Source organism: Methylocystis sp. Sn-Cys (assembly GCF_016745395.1).
Taxonomy (GTDB): domain Bacteria; phylum Pseudomonadota; class Alphaproteobacteria; order Rhizobiales; family Beijerinckiaceae; genus Methylocystis; species Methylocystis iwaonis.
The window spans coordinates 151,123-177,335 of record NZ_JAERVJ010000007.1 but is presented as its reverse complement, the minus strand read 5'-3'; the positions used below and the strand labels follow the sequence as shown (position 1 = coordinate 177,335).

General features: G+C 64.9%; 22 protein-coding genes. 10 read left to right on the top strand and 12 right to left on the bottom strand.

Annotation, left to right across the window (positions count from 1 at the left end; all coding sequences use genetic code 11):
• The first annotated feature begins 44 nt into the window (after positions 1-44).
• Positions 45-782 (top strand): metallophosphoesterase family protein, encoded by a 738-nt coding sequence (locus JJT62_RS14580; protein ID WP_202073498.1) that lies wholly within the window; start codon positions 45-47, stop codon positions 780-782.
• 221 nt (positions 783-1,003) lie between these two features.
• Here JJT62_RS14580 and JJT62_RS14575 read toward each other — a convergent pair whose 3' ends face one another.
• Both JJT62_RS14575 and rsmI read right to left on the bottom strand, forming a co-directional pair.
• The gene (locus JJT62_RS14575; protein WP_202073497.1) at positions 1,004-1,384 is read right to left on the bottom strand and encodes a YraN family protein; all 381 of its coding nucleotides are present in this window, start codon (positions 1,382-1,384) and stop codon (positions 1,004-1,006) included.
• A gap of 187 nt (positions 1,385-1,571) precedes the next feature.
• Positions 1,572-2,486, bottom strand: coding sequence for a 16S rRNA (cytidine(1402)-2'-O)-methyltransferase (gene rsmI, locus JJT62_RS14570; RefSeq protein WP_202073496.1), 915 nt, complete (start codon positions 2,484-2,486; stop codon positions 1,572-1,574).
• 199 nt (positions 2,487-2,685) lie between these two features.
• Between rsmI and JJT62_RS14565 the strand changes: the two genes are divergently transcribed.
• Positions 2,686-3,909, top strand: a complete 1,224-nt coding sequence (locus tag JJT62_RS14565; protein WP_202073559.1) for a penicillin-binding protein activator — start codon at positions 2,686-2,688, stop codon at positions 3,907-3,909.
• Between the two features lie 369 nt (positions 3,910-4,278).
• Here JJT62_RS14565 and glyS read toward each other — a convergent pair whose 3' ends face one another.
• Entirely contained in the window at positions 4,279-6,801 is a 2,523-nt protein-coding gene (gene glyS, locus JJT62_RS14560; protein ID WP_202073495.1) for a glycine--tRNA ligase subunit beta, read from the bottom strand.
• A 431-nt stretch (positions 6,802-7,232) separates the two neighbouring features.
• On the opposite strand from glyS, the gene JJT62_RS14555 reads away from it, so the two are divergent.
• Complete coding sequence (locus JJT62_RS14555; protein ID WP_202073494.1) at positions 7,233-8,528, top strand: cell wall hydrolase; 1,296 nt, start codon at positions 7,233-7,235, stop codon at positions 8,526-8,528.
• A gap of 244 nt (positions 8,529-8,772) precedes the next feature.
• On the opposite strand, the gene JJT62_RS19635 is transcribed toward JJT62_RS14555, so the two are convergent.
• Together JJT62_RS19635 and JJT62_RS14545 are read right to left on the bottom strand one after the other, a co-directional pair.
• Positions 8,773-9,252 (bottom strand): aminotransferase class IV, encoded by a 480-nt coding sequence (locus tag JJT62_RS19635; RefSeq protein WP_370568564.1) that lies wholly within the window; start codon positions 9,250-9,252, stop codon positions 8,773-8,775.
• 481 nt (positions 9,253-9,733) lie between these two features.
• Entirely contained in the window at positions 9,734-10,921 is a 1,188-nt protein-coding gene (locus tag JJT62_RS14545) for an aminodeoxychorismate synthase component I (protein WP_202073492.1), read from the bottom strand.
• A gap of 321 nt (positions 10,922-11,242) precedes the next feature.
• On the opposite strand from JJT62_RS14545, the gene JJT62_RS14540 reads away from it, so the two are divergent.
• From JJT62_RS14540 to JJT62_RS14530, 3 genes are all read left to right on the top strand, one after another.
• Positions 11,243-12,067, top strand: a complete 825-nt coding sequence (locus JJT62_RS14540; protein WP_202073558.1) for a TIGR00282 family metallophosphoesterase — start codon at positions 11,243-11,245, stop codon at positions 12,065-12,067.
• A gap of 321 nt (positions 12,068-12,388) precedes the next feature.
• Entirely contained in the window at positions 12,389-14,593 is a 2,205-nt protein-coding gene (locus tag JJT62_RS14535) for a TonB-dependent receptor (RefSeq protein ID WP_202073491.1), read from the top strand.
• 147 nt (positions 14,594-14,740) lie between these two features.
• Positions 14,741-15,637: a neutral zinc metallopeptidase gene (locus tag JJT62_RS14530; protein WP_202073490.1), complete on the top strand. Its 897-nt coding sequence runs from the start codon at positions 14,741-14,743 to the stop codon at positions 15,635-15,637.
• Here JJT62_RS14530 and JJT62_RS14525 read toward each other — a convergent pair whose 3' ends face one another.
• On the bottom strand, positions 15,638-16,153 hold the full coding sequence (locus tag JJT62_RS14525; protein WP_202073489.1) for a transposase: 516 nt from the start codon (positions 16,151-16,153) through the stop codon (positions 15,638-15,640). It lies immediately after the preceding gene.
• A 122-nt stretch (positions 16,154-16,275) separates the two neighbouring features.
• Here JJT62_RS14525 and JJT62_RS14520 point away from each other — a divergent pair, with 122 nt between their 5' ends.
• The 3 genes from JJT62_RS14520 (at position 16,276) to JJT62_RS14510 (ending at position 20,399) form a co-directional block, all read left to right on the top strand.
• On the top strand, positions 16,276-17,814 hold the full coding sequence (locus JJT62_RS14520; protein ID WP_202073488.1) for an NAD(P)H-hydrate dehydratase: 1,539 nt from the start codon (positions 16,276-16,278) through the stop codon (positions 17,812-17,814).
• Positions 17,815-17,977: 163 nt separating this feature from the next.
• On the top strand, positions 17,978-18,625 hold the full coding sequence (gene can, locus JJT62_RS14515; RefSeq protein WP_246744911.1) for a carbonate dehydratase: 648 nt from the start codon (positions 17,978-17,980) through the stop codon (positions 18,623-18,625).
• Between the two features lie 208 nt (positions 18,626-18,833).
• Positions 18,834-20,399, top strand: coding sequence for a SulP family inorganic anion transporter (locus JJT62_RS14510; RefSeq protein ID WP_202073487.1), 1,566 nt, complete (start codon positions 18,834-18,836; stop codon positions 20,397-20,399).
• A 395-nt stretch (positions 20,400-20,794) separates the two neighbouring features.
• On the opposite strand, the gene JJT62_RS14505 is transcribed toward JJT62_RS14510, so the two are convergent.
• Together JJT62_RS14505 and JJT62_RS14500 are read right to left on the bottom strand one after the other, a co-directional pair.
• Positions 20,795-21,562: a glycerophosphodiester phosphodiesterase family protein gene (locus JJT62_RS14505; protein WP_202073486.1), complete on the bottom strand. Its 768-nt coding sequence runs from the start codon at positions 21,560-21,562 to the stop codon at positions 20,795-20,797.
• Complete coding sequence (locus JJT62_RS14500) at positions 21,559-22,041, bottom strand: RidA family protein (protein ID WP_202073485.1); 483 nt, start codon at positions 22,039-22,041, stop codon at positions 21,559-21,561. Before JJT62_RS14500 ends, JJT62_RS14505 begins: the two co-directional genes overlap by 4 nt.
• A 113-nt stretch (positions 22,042-22,154) precedes the next feature.
• Between JJT62_RS14500 and JJT62_RS14495 the strand changes: the two genes are divergently transcribed.
• Positions 22,155-22,973: a cell envelope integrity EipB family protein gene (locus JJT62_RS14495; RefSeq protein WP_202073484.1), complete on the top strand. Its 819-nt coding sequence runs from the start codon at positions 22,155-22,157 to the stop codon at positions 22,971-22,973.
• Positions 22,974-23,254: 281 nt separating this feature from the next.
• Here the strand turns inward: JJT62_RS14495 and JJT62_RS14490 are convergent, their stop codons facing one another.
• From JJT62_RS14490 to JJT62_RS14475, 4 genes are read right to left on the bottom strand one after another with little or no spacing between them, the layout of a single operon-like run.
• Positions 23,255-24,304 (bottom strand): SGNH/GDSL hydrolase family protein, encoded by a 1,050-nt coding sequence (locus JJT62_RS14490; protein ID WP_202073483.1) that lies wholly within the window; start codon positions 24,302-24,304, stop codon positions 23,255-23,257.
• Between the two features lie 22 nt (positions 24,305-24,326).
• Positions 24,327-24,569 carry a hypothetical protein gene (locus JJT62_RS14485; protein ID WP_202073482.1) on the bottom strand — a complete coding sequence of 81 codons (243 nt, stop codon included), beginning with the start codon at positions 24,567-24,569 and terminating at the stop codon, positions 24,327-24,329.
• Between the two features lie 44 nt (positions 24,570-24,613).
• Positions 24,614-25,405 (bottom strand): class III extradiol ring-cleavage dioxygenase, encoded by a 792-nt coding sequence (locus JJT62_RS14480; RefSeq protein ID WP_202073481.1) that lies wholly within the window; start codon positions 25,403-25,405, stop codon positions 24,614-24,616.
• A gap of 25 nt (positions 25,406-25,430) precedes the next feature.
• Positions 25,431-26,156, bottom strand: coding sequence for a DUF1614 domain-containing protein (locus tag JJT62_RS14475; RefSeq protein WP_202073480.1), 726 nt, complete (start codon positions 26,154-26,156; stop codon positions 25,431-25,433).
• Positions 26,157-26,213: the final 57 nt, after the last annotated feature.

Here is a 26,213-nt window from a genome sequence, read left to right as displayed (position 1 = left end):
CGCCCTTCGCCCCGCGCGCCCAAAATATTGGATCGGAGGTTCCGATGGATGAAACAACGATCTCGAACGCCGCGGCGCCGGACGGCATGCGCATCTATGCAATCGGAGACATTCATGGCCGCGCCGATCTGCTGGATCGTCTTGCCCAGACCATAGACGACGATTTGCGCAAAGGCGACTACAGCGCGGCAGTCTGCGTTTTTCTCGGCGATTATGTCGATCGCGGCCTCGACTCGCGTGGCGTCATCGACCGTCTGGCGCGGCGGGATTTCCCAACGCCGATCGTGACGCTGCGCGGCAATCACGAAGACGAGATGCTGCGCTATCTCGACGACCCAGCGATGCTCGACCAATTCGTCGCCTTTGGCGGTCTGACCACGCTCGCCTCCTATGGCGTCGACGCGGGCCTCGAGATGAAGCGCGGCGGCGCGCCGGCGGTGCTGGCGGCCTTTCTCGAGCGCTTCCCGCAATCGCATCGGCGTTTTCTCGAAGAGACGCAGTATTCTGCAGAATATGGCGGCTATTTCTTCTGCCACGCCGGCGTGCGGCCGCATGTGCCGCTGGAGCGGCAAGACCCCGGCGATCTCATGTGGATTCGCTATGAGTTCTTGAATTACCGGGGGCCGTTCGAAAAGGTGATCGTGCATGGCCACACGCCGCATGCGCGCGTGGAAAATCTGGTGACCCGCATCAACCTCGACACCCACGCCTTCAAGAGCGGCGTGCTGACGGCGGCGGCGCTGGAGGGAAAGCGGCGGCGGTTTATGGATACGGCGGGGTGATTCAGGGGCGCTCCGATCGCGCCCTCCGTTTCTTGATAAACTTCCGAGGCGGCCTCATCCTTCGAGACGCGAGCTTCGCTCGCTCCTCAGGATGAGGCCTAAGTGGTTGACGTAGAATGCAGAAGCCCCTCATGCTGAGGAGGCTGCGCAGCAGCCGTCTCGAAGCACGAGGGGCGTCGGCGCCAGTTTATTAGGAGTCTGGCGCGCTTCATTGCGCCCTCTCACCCCACCCGCAGCTCGAAAGCATTCTCCAAATGCCGCGGCAATTTCCCGGGCGCGATGAAGATCGCGTCGCCGCGTAGCGTGCAGCGCATCGCCCAAGGGTTCGCTGCGATCCAACGGTCGACAGCGCGTGAGATGCGGCGCTGCTTTTGCGGCGTGATCGAGATGGCTGCGTCCGCCAGATCGCCGCGCGCCTTCACTTCGACAAAAACGACTGTGTCTCCGCGCTTTGCGACGATGTCGATTTCGCCGCCCTGCGTGCGGAAATTCCGGTCGAGGATCGTATAGAGCTGCACGCGCAGCCACAGGGCTGCGATGGTTTCCGAGCGCAGGCCATAGGCAAATGCGGAGCGGCGCGCGTCCCCGTCCCTGTGCTTCATCACTGCGCCATGAAAAGAGCTGCAAAAAAGAGAGCTATCTTACCTTACCCTTCAGAATCCCGCTTTTGGGGCTTTTGTCATTCCCGACGGGCCAAAGGCCCGATCGGGAATCCAGAGCCAAAATAGCGCTGGTTTTCTCTGGATTCCCCATCGCTCGCTGCGCGAGCGTCGGGAATGACAGGGCTCATTACTTCCCGCGCTCGGCCGCCAATTGCAGCGCCCGCGCATAGACCTGTCGGCGCGGCTGGCCGGTCTCCGCCGACACGACGCTGGCGGCGTCCTTGACCGAATAAGACCCCAGGGCGGCCTCGATTTTCGCGTCGAGATCCGCAGCCGCGACCTCCGCCGCGCCCGCCTCTGGCGGCGCCACCAGCAGCACGATCTCGCCCCTGGGCGGCTCCTCATTGGCCAGCGCTTCGGAGAGCGCATCCAGCCGCCCGCGCCGCACGGATTCATACATTTTGGTCAGCTCGCGGGCGATGGCGGCGCTGCGCGGGCCGAGCACAGCGGCGCAATCGGCCAGCGTCTCGGCGAGGCGGCGGGGGCTTTCGAAGAAGACCAGCGTACCGGGAATCTGTGCGAGCTCCGCAAGCCGCGCCCGCCGGGGGCCGCTTTTGTGCGGCAGGAAGCCCTCGAAGAAGAAGCGGTCGGTCGGCAGGCCGGCGACGACGAGCGAGGCCAGGACGGCGGAAGGGCCGGGGACGGAAGTGACATGCAGCCCCTTCTCCAGCGCCTCCTGCACCAGCTTGAAGCCGGGGTCCGAGACGAGCGGCGTGCCGGCGTCGGAGACGAGCGCCAGCTTCGCGCCCGATTCCAGCCGCGCCAACAGATGCGGTCGAATCACCGCCGCATTGTGCTCGTGATAGGCGACGAGCGGCGTCGAGATTCCATAATGCGCCAACAGGTTTTTGGTGACGCGCGTGTCCTCCGCCACAACGGCGTCGGCGGCGGCGAGCGTCGAGAGCGCGCGGAAGGAAATATCCTTCAAATTGCCGATTGGCGTGGCGACAACATGCAGGCCAGGTTCGATTTTTTCGGCCTCGGCGCGCAGGCCGAACGCCGTGTAGCCCGCGGCGGGAGAGGGGGCGTCGTCGGCGGCCATGCTGGCAATCTCCAAATCGTTCGTTTTTTCGTCCGAATGTTCGGAATATGGAACGATCCGGGCGGTCTCCGCAAGGCCTCAATTAACGCCCAAAAGCCGCATCTATTGACATTCGCATCGGGAGACGGACCCTATGCACAGGAAACATGCGCGCGCGGCCCTGGCGGCTCAGGCGCGGGGGCTCGGGGTCTCTATGAAGATGGGTTTTTCAGTCGGTTTTCCCGGCGCTGTCAGGCGCTTGCGTGCGGGGCTTCTCGCCGGCGCGGCGGCGCTGACGCTCGCGGCGTGCCACCCGGGCGCGGGGCCGGGCATCCCCGGCGCGAAGAATCTCGGCGCCGGCGCGCCGCCCACGGGGCAGGTCGCGACCGCCGACGCCAATGAGATGATCGGCAATGGCGCGGTGAAGGTCGGCCTCGTGGTGCCGCTGACCGGCCCCAATGGCCCGTCGTCGGTCGGCGCCTCTTTGCGCAACGCCGCCAAGCTCGCTTATGCCGACAGCGGGTCAAATGACGTGACCATTCTGGTCAAGGACGACAAATCCACGCCGGCCGGCGCCGCAGCCGCGACCCAGGAGGCCGTCAACGAGGGCGCGGAAATCATCCTCGGCCCGGTCTTTGCGACCGATGTGAAGGAAGCGGGCCGGGTGGCGCATTCCGCCAGCAAGCCCGTGATCGCTTTCTCGACCGATTCCTCGGCGGCGGGGAAGGGGAATTATCTCCTCTCCTTCCTCGTGGAAGGCTATGTCGATCGCGGCGTGAGCTTCGCGGCGCAGCGGGGCAAGAAATCGATCGCCGTTCTGGCGCCCGATAATGATTACGGGACGTTGGCGCTGGCGCAGTTCCAGCAGAGCGCGGCGAATTACGGCCTGCGCGTGCCGATGATCGAGCGCTATAAGCCCGGCGCGCCGGGCGAATCCGTCCAGCGCCTCGCCGCCGCCCGCGACCAGTTCGACGCGATTTTCGTCCCCGAACAGGCCGACGCCATGGGCGGCGTCTCGAAAGAGCTCGTCGCCAATGGCATCGACTCGAAGAAGGTGCAGATCATCGGCACTGGCTTGTGGAACGACTCGCGCGCGCTGAACCTGCCGGCGCTGCAGGGCGCCTGGTTCACGGCGCCGGAGAACGCCGGCTTCAACGCCTTCGCGCAGCGCTACAAGGCGAAATTCGGCTCGGACCCGGCGCGCATCGCGACGCTCGCTTACGACGCCGTGTCGCTGGCGATCGCATTGTCGCGCTCGCAGGGCTCGCAGCGCTACTCCGAGAGCGTGCTCACCAATCCGTCGGGCTTCAACGGCGCCGACGGCGTCTTCCGCTTCCGGCCCGACGGCACGAATGAACGCGGGCTTTCGGTGCTCGAAATCGGCGGCGGCGCGGCGAAGATTATTTCCCCGGCGCCGAGGAGCTTCACTGGGAACGGGGCGTAATTCGAGATCCCGTGTCATTCCCGACGCTCGCAAAGCGAGCGATCGGGAATCCAGAGCAGAACCAGCGTTCTTGTGGCTCTGGATTCCCGGTCGGGCTTTCAGCCCGCCGGGAATGACACGCCCCAAAGCGAGCTGTTCAAACGGAAACGGTAACGCGTCCAAACGGCCGTCATGGCCGGGCTTGTCCCGGCCATCCACGCCGAGGGATACGGCCGACCTCGGGACGTGCTGCCGGGCAGGCGAGGCCCCGTCGTAACTCATCAGGCCCCGCACGCTCTGGCGCCTGCTCGGCGTGGATGGCCGGGACAAGCCCGGCCATGACGAGGCTGTGCGGTGATGACGTGTGTATGCGGCGCGGGCGCGCCAGCGTTACGCGGTCGCCTCGCCGGCGACCTTGCCGAAATCCGCCACGCCCATCATCACGCGGCGCAGCTCGGTGAGCAGGCGCAGGCGGTTGAGGCGCAGGTCGGCGTTTTCGGCGTTCACCGTCACTTTGTCGAAGAATTCGTCGACCGGCTCGCGCAGCTTCGAGAGCGCGCGCATGGCGTCGGCGAAGTCTTCCTTCTTCAGCCGCTCGGCGGTCTCTTCGCCGGCGCGGGCGATGGCCGCGGCGAGCTTGTGCTCTTGCGGCTCGATGCGCAGGTTCGGGGCATGGCGTTGGGCGTAGGCCTCGGGGCCGTCCTTCTTTTCCTCGGCTTTCAGAATATTCACGGCGCGCTTGAAGCCGGCGAGCAGGTTCTTGCCGTCGTCGGTGGCGAGGAAGGAGTCGAGCGCTTCGACCTTTTTCGTGATCATGAGCAGATCGTCCTGAAGCGGCGCGGCCGCCTCGCCGTCGGCGAGGGCCACGGCTCCGAGCGCCGCGTCAATGAGATCGTAACGGGCGCCCTTGTCGCGCAAGTAGACCTTCAGGCGATCGACGAAAAAAGGAACAAGCGTAGTCGTTATGAAGGCCGCCGGCCTTTCATAAATAGAACGAAGGTGGGGCGTGCGCTCCAAGTCGTCAACAAGACCGTTGCTAGCAACAGACGACCCGCTGTGGTCCAACGGTGGTCCGAAAACAACAAACGGATGAAAGCTATCCAGCTCGCTGAGACGCTTTTTCAGTTCCTCGTACGCTGCGGAGCGACGGGCAATTTCGTCTTCCGCTCCATCTGGACCGTGACTAAGGTCAGGATAACCCATTTGAGCCGATCCGGCATCCGCTCCCTTCTCATCAACGAACCCATCGTAATTGAGCAAGGTGCGGTAGGGCTCGTTTCCCCAATGCGGCGAAGGAGCATTTTCTGTCTGGGGGTCATAGTCCCGGGCAAGGGCTACATAGCCAAGCTCTGGCCTAAACCCAAAGCAGAGATATGTCAGGACGCCCCATCGAATTGCCGGGCTTAGGTTAATTCGAATCTGGTTTTCCAAAACCACTCTAATCACCCCCAGCGCGGCGCGGCGCAGGGCATAGGGGTCTTTGCTGCCTGTCGGCTTCTCGTCGATTGCCCAGAAGCCCACGAGCGTGTCGAGCTTGTCGGCGAGCGCCACGGCGATGGAGACCGGATCGGTCGGCACATAATCGCCTTGGCCTTGTGGCTTGTAATGCTCGTAGCAGGCGCTCGCGACCGACGAGTCCTCGCCCTGCGCTTTCGCATAATAGCTGCCCATCAGCCCTTGCAGCTCGGGGAATTCGCCGACCATCTCGGTCACGAGATCGGCCTTGCACAGCGTCGCCGCCCGCGCGGCCTTGTCCGGGTCCGCGCCGACGATCGGCGCAAGCTCCCTCGCGAGCGCCGCGATGCGCTTCACCCGCGCGCCCTGCGTGCCGAGCTTCTCATGGAAGACGATCTGATCGAGCTTGGGGAGACGCTCTTCGAGCTTCGTCTTCAGATCAGTCTCATAGAAGAACTTCGCATCCGACAGGCGCGCGGCGATGGGGCGCTCATTGCCGGCCACGATCGTCGCGCCATGGTCGCTCGCCTCGATGTTGGAGACGAGGATGAAACGATTGGCGAGCGTTCCGTCCTGCTTGCGCAGCACGAAGCACTTCTGGTTCACGCGGATCGTCGCGCGAATGACTTCCGGCGGAACGGAGAGGAAGCTTTCGTCGAAGGACCCCATCAGCGTCACGGGCCATTCGACGAGGCCGGAGACTTCCTCCAGAAGCCCGGCGTCCTCGACAAGCTCCAAATGCTGGGCGAAGGCGAGGTCTTTGGCGTCATGCAGAATAATGTCGCGCCGGCGGTCCGGGTCGAGAACGACCTTGGCGCGCTCCAGCGACATGGCGTAGTCCTCGAAGCGCCTCACGCGGAATTCGCCCGGCGACATGAAGCGATGGCCGCGCGTGGCGTCGCCCGACTTTATGCCGTCGACCTCGAAGGGCACGATCTCCGGCGTCTCCGTCTCTGGGCCGAAAGTCGCGACGATGGAATGCAGCGGGCGCACCCAGCGCAGGCTGTCCGTGCGCTCGGAGGCCGCGCCCCAGCGCATGGATTTCGGCCAGGGGAAGCTTTTGATGATCGCCGGCAGGAGGTCGGCGAGAACCTCGATCGTCTCGGCGCCGGGGCGCTCGATCACCGCGAGGTAGAATTCCGCGCCCTTTTTATCTTTCTCGATCCGGGCCTGATCCAGCGAGGCGAGACCCGCGCTTTTCAGAAAGCCGGCGACCGCCGCCTCGGGCGCGCCGACGCGCGGGCCTTTGCGCTCCTCGCGCACATCCGGCTGGCGGCCGGGCAGCCCGACCACCTGCAAGGCGAGCCGCCGCGGCGTGGCGTAGGCGGCCGCGCCCTCATAGGTCAGGCCGCGCTCGACAAGCGCATTGGTGACAAGCTTCCGCAGCTCGTCGGCCGCCTGCCGCTGCATGCGCGCGGGAATTTCCTCGGAGAAGAGTTCGAGCAGAAGGTCGGGCATTTATTCGTCCTGAATCTCGGTGGGGAGACCCGTACAGCGGCGGCGGAAACATGTCGAGGCTGTCGATGCCTATCGCCCGCACGCTTGTTCACTTCGCTGCCCGCGTCCTGGCCGGGCTTGTCCCGGCCATCCACGCCGCGCAATGACGCGGGGGATGGGGTGAACGAAAAGCTGGTTCCGTCCCCGGGGTGGCCGTGCCCATTGGCGTGGGTGGCCGGGACAAGCCCGGCCATGACGCTTCCGAGATATGTGACTCGCGTCACACCCTTGCGGCGTGGCTCCCTCTGGGCGCCTCATTCTGGCACGCGGGCGCGGCGCTGGCCGAAACGCTTCCGCAAGCCTAATGCTCCGATAATCAAATTCACAAAAATTTTCGCATTGCGACGCGCGGCCCGCGACGGCCCGCGGCCGCGTCAGATGCGGGTAGGCTTATGCGTCGTCGGTCGAAATCGCGTCGGTTTGTTGGCGTGCTGGCCCCCTGGGCCGTCAGCGTGATGGCGCCTTGGGCGCTCGGCGTCGGCGCGCTCGTCTCCTTCACCGCAAGCGCCGGGCAAGACACTGTCGGCGACTGGAATGTGGCGCCGCTCACCGCCCGCGCCCGCGCCGCCGCCGCCCCGGCGACTTTGCAGCTTGCGTCTTTCGGCGAGATCGCCACGGGCGAGCTCGGCCTCTCAGGCCAGAGCCGCGCGCTGGCGCAGAGCGCGCGGCTCATGGTGGGCGCCCCGGACGAGATGCGCTCCATCCCCGACGAGCGCGAGCCGCATGTCGATCTGAAGCCCGACGCCAAGGATTTCCCGGAGGTCGACCGCACCCATAAAGGCGATCCCGTCATCGCCATGCGGCCGACTTTCGAGACGCGCGTGATCAACCCGGCCGCGCTCGGTCTTGCCGAGCCGGCGCGGCTGACGTTCCGCATCGAGGGGAAGCATGCGGCGCGCACAAGCCTCGCGCTCGCCCCGCGCGGCGCGCTTCCGGGCGACGACGCGATCTATGAAGCGGAGGCGGAACGCGCCGAATCGCTGAACACCACGCAGACCCAGAAAGCCACCGCGGCGGCCTCGCCCTCGCAAACCGCCTCGAAAGCGACGCCCCCCGTCGCAGAGCCGCCGCGCGAGACCGCCAATCAGGCGATGGCGGATCGCGCGCTGCATGGCGCGACGCCGTCGGTTTCGCGCGCGGTCGCGCTCAGCTCCTCGACGCCAGCCCAGCCCGATGCGGTGCCGATCGAAGTGTCGTCCTTCCCGCGCGCCACTCTCGCGCTCGGCGCGCCCGACAAGGCGGCGCGGCCCGATTACGCCTCTCTCATCGATCGCGACAGCATGGATCGCGAGCGGCGCTGCCTTGCCGAGGCGGTTTATTTCGAATCGCGCAGCGAGCCGGAGGCCGGTCAGGCGGCGGTGGCGCAAGTGGTGCTCAACCGCACGCAGAGCGGGCTCTATCCGGCGTCGATCTGCGGCGTCGTCTATCAGAACCGGCACCACTATAAGGCGTGCCAGTTCTCCTTCGCCTGCGAAGGCAAGTCGCTGCGCATCACCGAGCCGGAATCATGGGCGACGGCCGTGCGCATCGCCAATGAGGTGATGGACGGGCGCACCTATATCACCGACGTCGGCCGCTCGACGCATTATCACGCAACTTACGTCAAGCCTCGCTGGGCGCGCGCGCTAACTCGGATGGATATGATCGGGCGTCATATCTTCTATCGGCTCAAGCCGGGTCAGACGTGATTGCAGCGGCAGAGGCTTTGCGTCGCCGGAAGCCGCCGGTGCGCGCATAGATCGCAAACCAAATCACAAAAGCCGACGCGACGCTTGCGCAGGCGAAGGGATGCGCGAGGATCAGTTGTCTCAAAGCGTCCATGTCGAAAGCCTCACACTCAAATAATGTCGCGAGCTTCGGCGCGTCGCGGTTAATTTTTCGGCGATACGGTCAGGGAAACGCTACGCTTGCGAAGGCCTCGTCGGCGCGTGGTTAAGGAAAAGCTAATCGATTGGCGCGCACGAGGCCGCGCACGGAGTTTCCGAGGTAGAACTCACGCCCCAGATCATCGAGCCGCAAAACCGCTTCGCGGGCGCGGCCCTCAGCGATGAGGCTCGCGCGCAGCGTCCCCGCCAGCAATCCGCTCGAAAGCGGCGGCGTGAGCAGGATGTCTCCAGATGGCACGAAGAGGCTGCAGCGCGCGCTCTCGCACAGCTCGTCGCGCTCATTGAGGAAGAGAACCTCGTCCGCGCCGTGGCGCTTCACGGCCTCGGCGAGCGCCTCCTCATAGAGGGCGCGGCGCGTCGTCTTGTGGCGCAGCAGGGGGTCGGCGGAGGAGAAACGACGCTCGGCGAGAGCGACGCGCCAGATGGTTTCGGGCGGGATGGGATCGATGGGCGTGGCGGAGGTCTCGATCGAGCCGTCGCGCGATAGAACGAGACGCACCCGCAATCTCTGGGGGAGAGCGACCATCTGCTCCCTCTCCCGCAAAGCGGGGGAGGGTTGGGGAGGGGGAATATCAGCTCCGACTATCTCAGTATTGAAAGGCCCCCTCCCTGTCCCTCCCCCGCTTTGCGGGAGAGGGGACGCGGTTGCATCGTTGGGGATAAATGTCGAGACAGCTTTGTTAAGCGCCGCCAGAACCTTCTCCCGATCATGCCGAAACCCCAGCGCCGCGCTCGACGCCGCAAGCCGCGCCAGATGCTCCGGCAGCAGCGCGAATCCGTTTTCCGGCGTCCACAGCAGCGTTTCGATCAGGCCGAAGTCGGAGTCCTGGTCTGAATCGGGCGAATGGCGGTCTGGCGTCATGAGCCCAAATACCTCCCCTTTACGGGGAGGTCGGCGGCCGAAGGCCGCCGGGTGGGGTTCTCGCAGCAACGGCGGTAATGGGGGCCTGGGCCCCACCCGACCCCGCTTCGCGGGGCCACCCTCCCCGTAAAGGGGAGGGATCGGCTCACGCCCCGCGTTCGCTCGACTGCGTCCCGGTCAGGAATCGGGCCTTGATCAGACATTCCTCATACTCTTCGCGGGCGCGGGAATCGGCGACGACCGCCGAGCCGACATTGCAGACCAGTTCGTGGTCGGGAAAGATCGTCAGCGTGCGGATCGCGACATTGAAGCGGATGTCGCCATCGGGCGCGATGAGGCCGAGCGAGCCGCAATAAACGCCGCGTGGCGCGCATTCGAGATCGCGGATGATCTCCATCGCGCGGATCTTCGGCGCGCCCGTCACCGAGCCGCAGGGGAAAAGCCCCGTGAAGAGATCGGCCAGCGTCACGTCGTCCCGCAGCCGCGCCTCTATGCCCGAGGTCATCTGATGCAGGGTCGGATAGGTTTGCACGGTGAAGAGGTCCGTGACCTTCACCGAGCCGACCTCCGCAAGACGCGAGAGATCATTGCGCAGAAGGTCGACGATCATGAGGTTTTCGGCGCGGGACTTCTCGTCCTCGACCAGATATTGCGCGCGCGCCATGTCCTCGGTCGGCATCACGCCGCGCTGCGCCGTGCCCTTCATCGGACGGGCGCGAATGGCGCGCCCCTGCGCCTCGAAGAAGACTTCGGGCGAGAGAGAGACGACCGTCTCCTCGCCCAGCGCCACGACGCCGCCATAGGCGACGGGCTGGCGCTTGCGCAGCCCGCGATAGAGCGCCAGCGGGTCGCCCTCGTAGCGGCCGTAGAGCGGGAAGGTGAGATTGATCTGATAGACGTCGCCCGCGAAAATATAGTCGCGGCAGGCCTGGAAACGCGCGGCGTATTCGCTTTCCGTCCAGGCGGGCGTCAGCGGGATGTAGGGCGCCGGGGCGTCGGCCGGCGGCAGGGTCCAGGGCTGCGGCGCGCGGAAGGCGCCAAAGAGCAGCAGCGGCGTGCGCGAGCGCGGCGTCGTCTGCGTCCAGAATTTGGGCTCCAGCGCATAGCCCAGCTCATAGCTGGCGTAGCCGGCGAGATAGAGCCCGCGCTTCGTCGCCGCCTCCATGCGGGCGAAGGCGTCCTTTGCCTCGCGCGGCTCGCGGGCGACGATGATTTCCTCCGGCTCGCTGAAGAGCAGGGTGCGGCCGTCGCGCCCGTCCTCGAAGACGACATAGGGCCGCGCCGGCGCGTCGGTGAGCGTCGGAGAAATTGGGCTGGCGGCGACGTCGGGCATTTTGGGCGGGGCTCGTTTCACGATTATGTTACAACACAACAGGGCGATTGGGCGAAGAGCAATCTTGCAGTTTCGGCGCCTCGATCTGCCCTCTGCGGGGAGGTGGGCGCTGGATTGCTTCGTCGCTACGCTCCTCCAATGACGGGGCTGAGTTTTCCCTGACAGCCTGGATCGCCCCGGCACATCAGACGTCCTCACCTATGAAAGGGCGGGCGTTTTCGCAATCGGGAAATCTTCCCAGCGGCTTAGAACAAGTTTTGCTCTGTGGCCCTTTGCGGGCTATTGAGGATCATGTCCACTGGCCCCAAAAACGCGCAACCCATGCGCATCCTCTTCGTCGGCGACGTGCTCGGCCGCGCCGGCCGCGCCGCGGTGGTCCGCTATGTCCCGCGGCTGCGCGAAAAATGGGCGCTCGATTTCGTGGTCTGCAACGGCGAGAACGCCGCCGGGGGCTTCGGCATCACCGAGTCGATCTGCGAGGAGATGCTGATGGCGGGCGTCGATTGCGTGACGCTCGGCAATCACGCCTTCGACCAGCGCGAGACGCTCGTCTTCATCGAGCGCCAGCCGCGCCTGCTACGGCCGATCAACTATCCGCCGGGCACGCCGGGGCGGGGCTCCAATCTCTTCACCGCGGCGCGCGGCCAGCAGGTGCTGGTGATCAATCCCATGGGCCGCGTCTTCATGGACGCCATCGACGACCCCTTCGCGGCCATGGAGCGCGAGCTCGGGGCCTGCCCCTTGGGCGTCGCCTGCGACGCCATTATCGTGGACATGCACGCGGAGACCTCGAGCGAGAAGATGGCGCTCGGCCATTTCGTCGACGGCCGCGCCTCTCTGGTGGTGGGCACGCATACCCATGTGCCGACCGCCGACGCGCAAATCCTGCCGGGCGGCACGGCCTATCTCACCGACGCCGGCATGACCGGCGACTACGACTCGGTGATCGGCATGGACAAGGAAGAGCCGATGCGCCGCTTCATCCGCAAGACGCCGGGCGCGCGCTACGAACCGGCGAGCGGGGAGGCGACCTTCTGCGGCGTGGCGGCGGAGATCGGCCCCGACGGTCTCGCAACAATGATAACGCCTGTGCGGCTCGGCGGCCGGCTGAAGCGCGAATGGCCGCAGGAGTGGGGCGCGCCGTAAGGGCGGGCGCCGAGGGCGAGCGAGAGGCCGGGCGATAGGGTAATTGCGATCTGGCTGCGCGCTTGAGTTCGCCCCCCCAATTCCGGGGCAATCATGTCCGGGCTTTTCCTCGGACAAGCGGGGCCATGAAGCGGTAAGCGACATGAAGATGCGCGCATACGACTACCTTTGCCGGGCCCGCGCCTCCATATAGTATAGACATCCGATAGATTATATGTACATCGACAAAGCGCAGGCGCGCTACTTCCGAGTAGCGCCCCAAAGCGTAATGTTATATTGTTACATGAGTCGCGCTGCTCTTAATTACCGGACAATCCTCCCATGTCGCCTTTTCGCCTTCGGCGTTTGCTTGCCCTCGCCGCCATCGTCGGTGTCGCGGATCCGAACGGGCCCGCCTTTGCGCAGCGGGCGCTGCCGACGATCGAGGTAGGCGCGGCGCATCGCCAGCGGACGGCGGCTCCCAGGCGCGCCGCCACCGCGACGCCTCGTTCGGCGCCGGTTTCACCGCTGGGCGCGCCTGCGCCGTCCCAATCAACCACTGACAAACAGACGGCGCGGCTCGATCGGCTGCTGCCAAAAACCGGCGCCAATGTTTACAGGCTCGACCGCAGCGCGATCGAGGCGCTGCCGCAGGGCAATCAGGCGACGCTTGATCAAATCCTTCTGCAAAACCCGGGCGTGACGCAGGATTCCGCGGCGGGCGGCAGTTTCCACGTGCGCAATGAGCACGGGAACGTTCAGTATCGCGTCAACGGCATTCTCTTGCCCGACGGCGTGTCCGGCGGCTTCTCGCAAGTGATGGACACGGGCTTCATCGGCTCCGTCTCGCTCATCACCGGCGCGCTTCCGGCGCAATATGGGCTGCGCACGGCCGGCGTCGTCGACATCGTGTCGCGTCCGCCCCCACTGACGCCCGGCGGCAACGTCAGCATCTATGGCGGCAGCCACGCCACCGGACAGAGCGCTTTTGATTACGGCGCCCAGCGCGGCCGTTGGGAAGCCTTCGCTTCCGGCCGCCTGACCATGAACAATCTCGGCCTCCAAAATACAACGCCCGGCCATGAGGCGCTGCATGATCGGACGCGACAGGGACGGTTTTTCGGCTTCGCCTCCTATGCGATCGACGATTCGACCAAGCTGAGCTTCATCACCGGAACATCCGTCGTCGGCTATCAAATCCCCAACAATCCCGGCCAACAGCCGCAGTTCGCGCCCTATGGCGTCAGCTGGTTCGACTCGGGCAAACTCAACGAAAATCAGCTCGAACGCACATTCTACAACGTGCTGGCGTTGTCGAAATCCACAGCCGAGCTGGACGCTCAGATCTCCTATTTCTCGCGTTACTCGACTGTCCATTACGTGCCGGACGCGATCGGCGATCTTATTTTCAACGGCGTCGCGTCCGATGTCTATCGCGCAGGCGTCGTCAATGGCCTGCAGGGCGACGCCGCCTACCGCTTGGGCGACCATACGCTGCGCGGCGGTTTTACCGTCAGCGGCGAGCAAACCAAGGTGATCAACGCCTCGCTCGTCTTCCCGCTCGACGCCGACGGCAACCCGGGCAACACGCCGATCGGCGCCTATGACCCTAACATCAAACTTGGGTGGCTCGCGGGCGTCTATGCGCAGGACGAGTGGAAGCTCACCGATAATCTCACGCTGAACGCAGGTCTGCGTTTCGACCAGATGTGGCAGTTCGTGACCGCCAATCAGTTGAGCCCGCGCGCGTCGCTCGTCTTCAAGCCGGTCGAAGGCACAGAATTCCATGTTGGCTATGCGCGCTATTTCACGCCGCCCGCGCAGGCTCTCGCGGCGCCGACCAATCTCGCGGTCTACGCCAATACGACCCAGCAGGCGGAGATTCCGCTCTCGAGTCCCGTGCGGCCCGAGCGAGCGCATTATATCGACGTCGGCGTGACGCAAAGGCTGACGCCGCAGCTCGAAGCGGGCGTCGACTTCTATTACAAGCGGGCGCGAAACCTTTTGGATGACGGCCAGTTCGGACAAGCCTATGTCCAGACGGCTTTCAATTACGCCCGCGCCTATAATACGGGCGTCGAGTTCAAGGCGCTTTTCCACGACGGCGATTTTCGCGCCTACGCCAATCTCGCCTGGGCGCGCCAGCGCGCAACTCAGGTAACGTCGAACCAGTTCCTGTTTGGTTCGGACGAGATCGACTACATCTCGGGCCACTACATCTACACGGATCATGCGCAGACGCTGAGCGGCTCCGCTGGCGCTTCCTACGTTTTCTGGGGGACGCGCGGGTCCGTGAGCATGATTTACGGCAGCGGCCTGCGCAGCGGCTTCGCCAACACCACGCACGCCTCGCCCTATACGCAAGTTAATCTCGGTCTCGCGCGCGAGATCGGAACGGTTTTCGACCGGCCCCTGACCTTGCGCTTCGACATCGTCAATCTTCTCGACCACGCCTATCAATTGCGCGACGGCTCCGGGATCGGCGTCTTTGCGCCGCAATACGGGCCGCGCCGGGGCTTTTTCGTCGGGCTGAAACAGGCGTTTTGAGGGGTGGATCGACACAAGCTGCGGCACACGTCATGGCCGGGCTTGTCCCAGCCACCCACGCCGCGCGAATACAGACGCTACCCATAGCCGCGAAGGTCCATTAAATAGCCCCGAGACCGCAAGCTGCGGCGGGAGCGGAGCCAGCCTATGAAGTGGGAAGATTTACAGACGTCTGAGAACATCGAGGACCGCCGCGGCGAAGAGGGCGGCTACGGCGGGGGCCCGAGCGTCGGCGGCGGCGGCATTGGGCTCGGCACGATGGTTGTTCTCGGCCTCATCGGCTGGGCGCTCGGCATCAATCCGGCGGTGCTCATCGGCGGCGCGGAGATGCTCAGCAAGATGCATGGCGAGCGCGGCCAGATCGCGCAGCAGGAGGAGCGCCCGCATCAGACGTCGAAGCCGACGGATCAGATGGGGCTTTTCGTCTCCAAAATTCTCGGCTCGAACGAAGATGTGTGGGCGGCGGTGCTCCCCGAGCAGAAGGGCATCTCGTTCAAGGCGCCGCGCCTCGTGCTCTTCGACGGCGAGACGACCTCGCGCTGCGGGCAGGCGCAATCGGCGATGGGGCCGTTCTACTGTCCGCTCGACCAGCGCATCTATCTCGACACCTCGTTCTTCCGCGACATGAAGCAGCGCTACGGCGGCGGCGGGGATTTCGCTTACGCCTATGTCATCTCGCACGAGATGGGGCATCACATCGAGAACCTCCTCGGCATTCTGCCCAAGGTGCAGCGCGCCCAGGCCCGCGCCGGCAGCCGCGCCGAGGCCAATGCGCTCTCCGTCCGCGTCGAGCTGATGGCGGATTGCCTCGCGGGGGTCTGGGCGAAGAACGGCGACGCGCGCAGCCATTTTCTGGAGGAGGGTGACATCCAGAAAGCCGTGGCTTCGGCCCAGGCGATCGGCGACGACCGCCTGCAGAAGGCCTCGCGCGGCTATGTCGTGCCCGACAGCTTCACGCATGGCTCCTCTGCCCAGCGCACCGAGTGGCTGCAGCGGGGCCTGAAAAGCGGCAGGATCGACGCCTGCGACACCTTCGGTCGGTGATCAGAAGGTGCGGCGCGCGCTGCTCGACAGCTCCGAGCAGCGCAGCCGCCTGGCGAGGCGCGAAAGATCGGCGCTCGCCTGCGCCCGCAGGGCGCTTTTGCGCGCGATGATTCCGGCCGGCGCGGCGAGCCTCGGGACAAGCCTTGTGACGAGCGACGCAGGCGCGGCCCGCAGCACATAGCAGCGATCGCCGCCGCCATAGGCGAAGGCGTCGTTCACCTCGTCGACGAAGCCACGCTCGACGGCATAGCCCGCATTCAGTAGCAAAATTTTTTCCCGGCGCGCGGCGGCGAGCGCCTGCGCGAGCCCTTCCGACATTTGCTCGGCCTCGACCAGCTCGCAGCCCGCTTCATCGGCCACCTTATCGAGCCCGCGGCCGGGCGCGCCGGCGAGAACCGCGTCGGCGACGAGCCCCTCGACGCAGGCCTCGACCAGCGAGGCGAGGCTGCGCGTGACGGCGTCCCGGCGCAGCGGTTGGGCGTGTGCGTCATAGGCGAGGAGAATGGCTGTCAACATCGCGACAATGCATAGCCTAAACCGCTGCGCGACGGAATGTGGCGCCAAATAAAGAGGCTTTCGCCTCATTTGCCTGGCGCCGGCCATTGCGCCCGCCGCCGCCATCGGCCACCATCCCGCCCATGCCGACGAGTCCCTTTCCGCTCGAGCTCCTCACGACCGAACAAATGGCCCGCGCCGATCGGATGACGATCGAGAGCGGCGTGCCGAGCATGGAGCTTATGGAGAGCGCCGCAGTGGCGATCGCGCGGGTGACGAGCCGCATTCTCCAGCGCACCAGCGGGCGCCGGGTGCTCGTGCTCTGCGGTCCCGGCAATAATGGCGGCGACGGCTATGTGGCGGCGCGGCTCCTGAAGGCGCAGCGCTACAAGGTGCGCGTCGCTTCGCTCGTGCCGCCCGATCAGCTACGCGGCGACGCGGCGCGTGCGGCGGCCGGCTGGACCGGCACGCTTTTGCCGGCGGAAGAATGCGACTTCCACGGGGTCGATCTCGTTATCGACGCGCTCTTCGGCACGGGCCTCGCGCGCGATCTCGATCCCGACGCCCAGGCGCTGGTGAACCGCCTCAACCAATGGCGCCGCGAAACCAAGCAGAATGTTGTGGCCGTCGATATTCCGAGCGGCGTCGACGGCACCACCGGAGCGATCCGCGGCGCGGCGGTCGAGGCGGACGAGACGATCACTTTCTTTCGCGTGAAGACCGGGCATCTGCTGCTGCCGGGCCGGCTGCGTTGCGGCAAGCTCACCTGCGCCCATATCGGCATCCGCGCCTCGACCCTCGAATCGATGGCGGTGCGGACCTTCGTCAACGCCTCGGATCTGTGGCAGTCGGCGCTGCCGCGGCCGAAGGTGGACGGACATAAATATACGCGCGGCCATGCGCTGGTCGTATCGGGCGGCGCCTCCTTCACAGGCGCCGCGCGGCTTTCCGCTGCGGCCGCTCTTCGCGCGGGGGCGGGGCTGGTCACGCTGGCGAGTCCGAGCGACGCTTTGCCGGTCAACGCCAGCGCGCTCACCTCCGTCATGGTGCGGCCGTCCGACGGCGCTGACGGCCTCGCCACGGTGCTAGCCGACGAGCGCAAGAACGCCGTCGCGATTGGTCCCGGCCTCGGCGTCAGCGAAGAAAGCTGCCGGCAGGTGGAGGTCGCGTTGACGCCGCAGGCCTATCGCCGCGCCGCCGTGCTGGACGCCGATGCGCTGACGAGCTTCGAGAGCGACCCCTTCCGCCTGTGGCGCGCGACGCGCGCCGCGCCGGGCCCGGTGGTGATGACGCCGCACGCGGGCGAATTCGCGCGACTTTTCGCGGAGTGCAACGCAGATTGCGCGCTGCGCTCGAAGCTCGACAGGGCGCGCGACGCCGCGCGGGTGAGCGGGGCGGTCGTGCTGTTCAAGGGACCTGACACGGTGGTCGCCGCGCCTGACGGCCGCGTTTCCATTCTGCCCTATGCGAGCCCCTGGCTCGCCACCGCCGGCTCGGGCGATGTGCTGACGGGAATCGTCGCCGGCCTCCTCGCCCAGCGGATGGACGGGTTTTTCGCCGCCTCCGCCGCCGCCTGGATGCATGCGCGCGCCGCCGAGATCTTCGGGCCGGGGCTGATCGCGGACGACATAACCTCGTCGCTGCCGCAGGTTTGGCGGGAGCTTTATGGCCCCGTCAAATGAATAAGTTTTAATCTGATAAAATAAGTCTGGCGCGGTAAAAGAAGAGTAGTGGAACCATGACCTTTCGCCCCCTGGCGCTTGCGCGTGTCTCTTCTAGGGCTAGGTTGCGTCCAACTGCGTGCGCTGGCGGTCTATAAGAGTCACAATAATCAACGACGGGCGGATGATGAAAGCACACGATAAGCTCCTTCTGGAAAACAAGGCTTGGGCGCAGGAAGTTCGTCGTCGGGAGCCCGACTATTTCGAGCGCCTCGCGCGTGGCCAAGACCCCGAATTCCTTTGGATCGGCTGCGCCGACAGCCGTGTGCCCGCCGATATCATCGTCAACGCCGAGCCGGGGCGCATCTTCGCGCATCGCAATATCGCCAATCAGGTGATCGTGACCGACTTCAACTGCCTCGGCGTGGTGCAATATGCGGTCGAGGTTTTGAAGGTCAAGCATATCATCGTCTGCGGGCATTATAACTGCGGCGGCGTGAAAGCGGCGCTTTCACATCAGACGCCCGAGTTGATGCTCGTGCATAAATGGCTGCTGCACATCAGGGACGTCTATCGCCTTCACAGAGAAGAGCTCGATGCTCTGAACTCTTTGGACGATAAGGCGGACCGCCTCGTCGAGCTCAATGTGATCGAGCAGGTCAATAATCTCTCCCATACGTCGATTTTGCAGAAAGCCTGGAAGGCGGAGCGGCGCCCGATGGTGCATGGCTGGGTCTTCGGCGTCGAGGACGGGCTGTTGAATCAGCTCATTACCTTGGGGCCGGAGAGCGAGATCGACCCACTCTACAGATGGGAGGACGCACCGCACTAATTCCCAGTTTTTCCAGCGATTTGGCGTTTCCTCTCCTTCCTCCCGAGGCGGCTTCGAAGAGGCCCTCGAGGACGAGGGAAGGGGAAAATAGCGCGATCGGCTTTCTCGTCATGAAGACGTCGTCTGTGACGGCTCTTCAAAATGAGGGAGTTTCTTGCGCGATTCGCCCTGCTATTGAACCCAAGCGACTGAACAGGAGACTTCAGCCGTGCTTCGCAAACATCTGGACTACTACCTACGTTATCTCGACCACGACATTCCGGCGGGGCTTGTCGTCTTTCTCGTGGCGTTGCCGCTTTGTCTCGGCATTGCCGTCGCTTCCGGGGCGCCGCCGTTTTCGGGGGTCATCGCCGGCATCGTCGGCGGGCTCGTCGTCTCGATCGCCAGCGGATCACAGCTCAGCGTCTCGGGGCCGGCGGCCGGCCTTGCGGTCATCGTCGCGGCGGCGGTCGAGAAGCTCGGTTTCGACGGCATGTTGCTCGCTGTCGCGCTTTCCGGCCTCACCCAGGTCGCCATGGGCTATGTGCGCGCCGGCGTGATCGGCGCCTATTTCCCGTCGTCGGTGATCAAGGGCATGCTCGCCGCAATCGGCGTCATTTTGATTATGAAGCAATTGCCGCATGCCGTCGGTTACGATGCGGACGCCGAGAGCGATCTGTCCTTCCTCGAGGGGGACAGCCATACAAGCTTCTCGTTCCTGACGTCGGCCTTGCAGTCGATCTCGCCGGGCGCGACCCTCGTCGCCTGCGTTTCGCTTGGCATTCTCATCCTTTGGGAGACGCCGACGATCAAGGAGCGCAAAATCCTCTCGCTTGTGCCCGGCCCGCTGGTCGCCGTCATTTTCGGCGTGTTCTTCAACCTTGTCGCGCGGTCGGCGCTTCCTTCGTTGGCGATTGCGCCGCAACATCTGGTCGGGCTGCCCGCGATCTCCGGTCCTTTGGAGTTCTTTCGCGAGTTTCACTTCCCCGATCTCCATCTGCTCGCCAACGCGCAAGTCTATGTCACGGCCGCGACGATCGCGCTCGTCGGCAGCCTGGAGACGTTGCTGAGCCTGGAGGCGGCCGATAAGCTCGATCCTTTGAAGCGTACGGCGCCGCCGGACCAGGAGTTGAAGGCGCAGGGCCTCGGCAATTTCATATCCGGAATGGTCGGCGGCCTGCCGATCACGGCGGTGATCGTCCGCAGCTCCGCGAATATCAACGCCGGCGCCCATACCAAGGTCTCGGCCGTCGTGCACGGACTGTTGCTGCTGCTGGCCGTGATGTTTCTTTCCTCGATTCTCAACATGATCCCGCTCGCTTGTCTCGCTGCGGTGCTGCTGCTCACCGGCTACAAGCTCGCCAAGCCGAAGTTGACGATCGAGCAATATGAGAAGGGGTTCGACCAATTCGCGCCCTTCGCCATCACGATCGCGGCGATCCTCCTGACCGATCTGCTGGAAGGCATGGCGATCGGCATGGCGGTCGGCATCTTCTTCGTGCTGCGGGGCAATTACCATTCCGCCTTCGCGCTCACCCGCGACGGAAGCAATTATCTGCTGCGCTTGCAGAAGGACGTGTCCTTCCTCAACAAGGCGCCGTTGCGCGACATTCTCGACAGCATTGAGCCGGACAGCTACGTCGTGATCGACGGCACGCGCGCGACCTTCATCGACCACGACATTATGGAGACGCTCGACGATTTCTTCAAAGCGGCGGGCGACGACAATATTCGCGTCGAGCTGAAGAATATGCGCGGGCTGGCGCCTGTGAACGGCCTCGTGGCGGCGGCCTGACGAAACTGCGGCGGCAAGCCAGATTCTTGCCGCCGCCCTGGTTGATAAACCCCGAGGCGACCTCGTCCTTCGAGACGCGAGCTTCGCTCGCTCCTCAGGATGAGGCCTAGCGGGTATGGCGTATTTTGCAGAAGCCCTTCATGCTGAGGAGCCTGCGCAGCAGGCGTCTCGAAGCACGAGGGGCGTTAGACGACGCTTTATCAGCAGTCTGAAGCGCGCGCCTATGTCTCATACGAGATCTGCTTGATTGGTGCGGTGTCATTCCCGACGCTCGCGAAGCGAGCGATCGGGAATCCAGAGCTGAACCAGCGCTTTTGTGGCTCTGGATTCCCGGTCGGGCTTTCAGCCCGCCGGGAATGACAAGTCCCAATGCGAGCTGTCAAACGGAGATGGTATCAGCCTTCATCCGGCCTGAAATTCTCGAAGACGATTTGGTCCGCCCATTGCCGCGCGACAGTGGCTTGCGCGGCCGAACGGATCGTCCACACCGTGACGGGAATGCCGAGCGCTTCGCGTGCGAGGAAGGGAATGGCGTGCGGAAGATCGGCGGCGTTCCAGGAAAGAAAATCCGGCCGCGTGCGCGGATAGTGCAAAAAATGAGTCATTTCCGCGCGCCGTTGGGGCGTCAACATCGGCCAGTCGGCTTCGGCGTAGCCGGCTTCGCCAACGACGCCGAGAGAAATATGGGCGACGCCGAGCGCTTCTCCCTGCGCGCGCAAGAATGCGATCAGCTCCGGATCGAAGCTTTCGACAACAACAGGCCCATCGTAATGCGCCAGCCTTTCGGCGACGCGCTTTGCGACAGTCAGATCGCCGTCGAAGTCACTCTTCAATTCCACAACGAGCGGCGCGCGGCCGCCGATCGCCGTGAGAAAGGCGTCGAAAGACGGTATGGTTTCCGAAGCGCCGCGCAGCGCCATCGCTTCGAGGCTTCGCGTATCGTAATCAGCGACCCTGCCGGCATGCGCCGTGAGACGCTCCAGCGTCTCGTCGTGGAAGACGACGAGACCGTCCATCGTCGCCTGCACGTCGCATTCGATGGCGCAGCCCGCGGCGATCGCCGCGCGCGCCGCGCCGATTGAATTCTCGACAAGCCCGCCGCCATGCAGGCCGCGATGCGCGATCGGCGTGGCGATAAGCCAGCTAAGGTCTTTTCCCGTCACCCGAGAATCTCGAAAATGCCCTCGACCTCGACGGCGGCGTCGAGCGGCAGTTGCGCGACGCCCACGGCGAAGCGCGCATGCTTGCCATTCTCGCCCAAAACGGCGGCGAAGAGATCGGAGGCGCCGTTGACGACTTGCGGCACGGGCCCGAAATCGGGCGCGCAATTGACATAGCCGCCGATGCGGACGGCCTTGAGCCGAGCAAGATCGCCGACGGCGGCGTTGGCTTGCGCCAGAACATTCAACGCCGCCTGCCGCGCCGCCGCTTGTCCGTCTTCGAGCGACACGCTCACGCCGAGCTTGCCCTTATGGGCGGGATCGATTCCGCCGGCGCCCATGGGCAATTGGCCGGAGACGAAAAGGAGATTGCCCGTTCGCATAAAAGGAACGTAATTCGCCACGGGCGCGGCCGCGGCGGGCAGAACGAGCCCGAGCGCGGCAAGGCGCGCGGCGGGCGTATCGCTGGCCGAATTCGACATGGTCGGGTTTCCTTCTCTGTCCAGAAAACATTTGCTCCGGCGTCTGGCTGACCCTAATTTCAGCCCTCCCGCGACGCAACGGCGGCGCATGATTTGCCGGGTGACATCCTCTCATGATTTCCAAGCGCGCGCTCTTCATCGTCGTCTCACTTGCATCGAATCTGCCGGCGGCTCTGGCCGAAGAGGCGCCGCCGCTCGCGAGCCACCGCGCGGTCTATGAGCTGACCCTGGGAAAGGCGACAGGCTCGAAGGCGCCGTCGCAGGCGCGCGGGCGCATCGTTTTCGACTTTGCCGCCTCCTGCGACGGCTATGTGCAGAATTTTCGCCAGATCACCGAGCTTGTGCCCGAGGAGGGCGCCACAAAGCTATCGGACATGCGCTCGGCGACGTTCGAGTCGCTCGATTCGAATGAATATCGCTTTAAGATAGAGACCAAGGTCGACAGCACCTCGGCCGAGCAGGTCGACGGCAAGGCGCGTAAGGAAAAGGGCCCGCGCGTCGCGGTCGATCTCTCACGCCCCAAGCGCGCGCAGCTCGACATCGCCGGACCCGCCTTATTCCCGAGCGAGCATCTTCGCCGCATCGTCGACGCCGCGCGCAAAGGAGAGCAGCTCCTCGAAGCGCGCGTTTATGATGGGACAGGCGAAGGCGACAAGGCTTTCGACACGCTCACGGTGATCGGCAAGCGCTTGGAGACGCCGGCGGCCGAGAAGGCCGTGCAGGCAAACGCGCTCAAGGGCATGCCGCGCTGGCGCGTTTCGGTTTCTTATTTCGAGCCGGGCAAGCGCGACGGCCAGCCGATCTATGTTCTGTCTTTCGATCTCTACGAGAATGGCGTCTCGCGCGCGCTGACGCTCGATTACGGCGATTTCGTTCTCAAGGGAGAGATGACGGAATTGACTCTCCAGCCGACGGCTGTCTGCAAGAAGTAACGCCATTTCCGTTTGAACAGATGGCGTCGGGGCCGCCTCGCCGTCATTGCGAGGAGCAAAGCGACGAAGCAATCCAGAGCCACGCGATGGTCCTGGATTGCTTCGCTTCGCTCGCAATGACGGCTCCCCCATGCGAGCCGTTCAAGCAGAAATAGGGTCATTCACGACGCTCTCGTATGAGCGAGGGAATCCAGAGCAAACGTGCGCTATGGTTGCTCTGGATTCCCGATCGGGCCTTCGGCCCGTCGGGAATGACAGGCTCGGCCTCGCGTGTTGTCTGGTTACCCGACGCTGCGAAAGAAATCCTGCAGGCGTTCGACGAACGTCCGCTTTCGCCAGAAGATGACGCCGTGAATATCGAGCGTCTGCCTTTCAAAAGGCGCGATGGATGGCGCGATGAGGAGCCCGCGGTCTTCGGGCAGGCGCATGAGATCGCGCTCGTCTTCCGGCATGGCGATCTCGATTTCGCCGCGCGAGAGGATGCGCCGGGTCGGATAATGCAGCAGCATCAGATGACGCACGAGTTCCTGCATCTGCGAGCGCGGGCTTTTGCGGAAGGCGGCGTTCGTTCCTTGGATTTTGAAAACGCCGCTGTCGTCGCTCGAGCGCAGCATCAGCCCGGCAAGGCGTCCCTCGCCGGGCCAGACGCTGGCGCCGCCGCGCGAAATTTCCAGGAAATCGCCGTCGAAAACGCGCGACGACAGCGCCCGCAGGCCGCAGGGCCCTTCGAAACGCGCTTCAGCCGCATCGACATAGGAAAAGCGCGCCGGCGCGGAATGTCGGTGCGATGGCGCCGGGACGCCTAAGCGTAGCGCAGCGAGCAACGCATCCGCGATGCGTTTTGCGGCGCCAGTCGTCAGATGGTTTTCGTCCTGGAATTGCGCCGGCCCCAGGCGCCGCTCGAAGACCTGGGACAGCCATAGCGCGGCGACGGACCTTCGCTGCGCCGCCTTGCGATAAATCTTTTGCACGCGCGTCTTCGCGCGACGCTGGCGGTCGGCAGGGCGCGGCTCCAGGCACAAAAGGAACAAGCCGATCCCCGCGTCGGCGCAGAAGTCCATGACGGCCTCGAGCGCGTCCTCGATCAACGCGGGCTCGAGGACGTCGGCGTCGAGAAGAAGAATGTCGTTGAGGCAATATTCGAAGACGATGAGGTCGGGCGGTTCGGCGCCGTCGCGCGCGCGCTTGAGCAACGCCATCAAGCCATAGAGCGAGCCGACCGCGCCGAGAAAGCGGTTCTCGACCTCGTGATCGTGGGCGCGCTCGGCGAATTGGACGGCCCAGCCATCCTTGATGCCCGCATTGGAGCCGCCGAGCAGGAGGATTTTCACACTGCAGCCCTCGCGCGCTCGATCAAGGATCTCTCGCGGCGCCGGCGTTCAGGCCGCCGTAGAAGCCGCTCCAGCCTGCGTGGGGCTTTTCCTCTTTCTTCGTCATGGGTTCGATCGGCCGGCCGTGGAGCGGAATATTCGCCTTCCGGCCGCTCTCGGCCTTGGGGCCGCGCATGGCGGGAGCCCGTCCGAGGGCGTCCGTGGCGAGGGCAGGGGCGGCGGCCGCTATGTCTGCGCTCAGGAGGATCGCGAAAAAGCGCGTCATGGCGGCTTCCTGCCATCAAAGGCGGGATGGCGCAAGCTGAGCGCTCAACCGAAGCGGTAGCTCGACGCCGTAACGCCGCCGAACAACCCCACGTCGTGATAGACGCGGACAGCCGGCTCGGCCTCGGCCGCGCCGAGCGCGACGAAAAGCGGCGCGAGATGGTCCTCGCGCGGATGGCAGATGCGGGCGTAAGGGGCCTTGGCCCAGTCTATGATGGCTTGTCTGCGCACATCGGGCGCCGCCGCGAGCGCCTCGGCGAGCCATTGATCGAAAGCCTCTGACGGCTCCCGCGCCTGCGGGCCAAAGAGGCGCAGATTGTGGTAGCTGAGGCCCGAGCCGATGATGAGGACACCGTCCTCGCGCAGCGGCGCCAAAGCGCGGCCGAGCGCAAGATGCTCGGCGGGATCGTAGCCCGTCTTGAGCGACACCTGGATCGCCGGGACGTCCGCCGCCGGATACATTGCATAGAGCGGCACGAAGGCGCCGTGATCGAAGCCGCGCGCTTCGTCGAGCCGCGCGGGCAGGCCTGCGGCGCGGATGAGGTTTGCGGCGCGCGCGGCCAACGCCGGCGCGCCGGGCGCGGGATAGACGATGTCATAGGTCTCGGGAGGAAAGCCGGAATAATCATAGACCATCGGCGGCTGGGGCGTCGACATCACTGCGAATTCCGGACTTTCCCAATGGCCCGAGACGACGATGATCGCCTTCGGGCGCTCGCCGATTTCGGAGGGCATGCGGGCGAAAGCGGCTTCGAGATTGACGAAGCGGCGGCGCCATTCGGGAACCCACGGCCAGGGGCCGCCGCCATGGGAGACGAAATAAGTCGGCAGTCTCAAGACGTCGTCACTTTCACTTTCGCCTTCAGGAAGCCTGTACGGCGCTTTGCGTGCGGCCCCCGATCAGGCTCGCGAGCAGAACCGAGAGCACGCCGGTCAGGAAAATTCCATCGAATGTGCCGGCCCCGCCGATCGACAGCACGGGCGTGCCGAGGCCTGCGAGCTTGTCAAAATTCAATAGATCCGCGCCGACCAGAACGCCGAGGCTCCCGCTTGCATAGGCGAGCGGCGCAAGATGGCGCCAGGAGATGATCGCTGCAATGATCGTCGCCGCCAGCGGGGCGACGAAGATTGGCAGCGCGATGCCGACGCCGCGCACCGGCTCTGCTAAAGCATAGCTGATCGCAGCGACGCAGGCGACCGCAAGGGCGCCCCTGATCCAGATGGCGTTTCGCGACAGCAGGAAGATCGACAGCACGGTCGGGATGACGGCGCCGCCGACATTCACCGCAAGAATGACTTGCGGCTCCTCGACAAATCTCGGCACGACATAGGGAACGCCGTAGTAGACGACCTCGCGCGCATCGATGATCGGCTCGCTCCCGAGCGTCGCCACCGGAATATTGATATAGCTGCCGAGCAGCGAGGCCAGGAGCAGGAAGACGGCGGTTCCGGAGCTGACGCCCAATTGCATATAGGCGTATTTGAGAATGCGCAGCTCGACGAGAATGACGAGCACGACGACGACGCCCGCCAGCAGGGCGAAGGCCGGCGCCGCTATAGGCAGATATTGCGCATCGCTGAAATGCATGGGGGCGCCTCCCGGCTTCTGCCGAGGAAGATGGGGCGGCCGCGCCTGTTCTTCCAT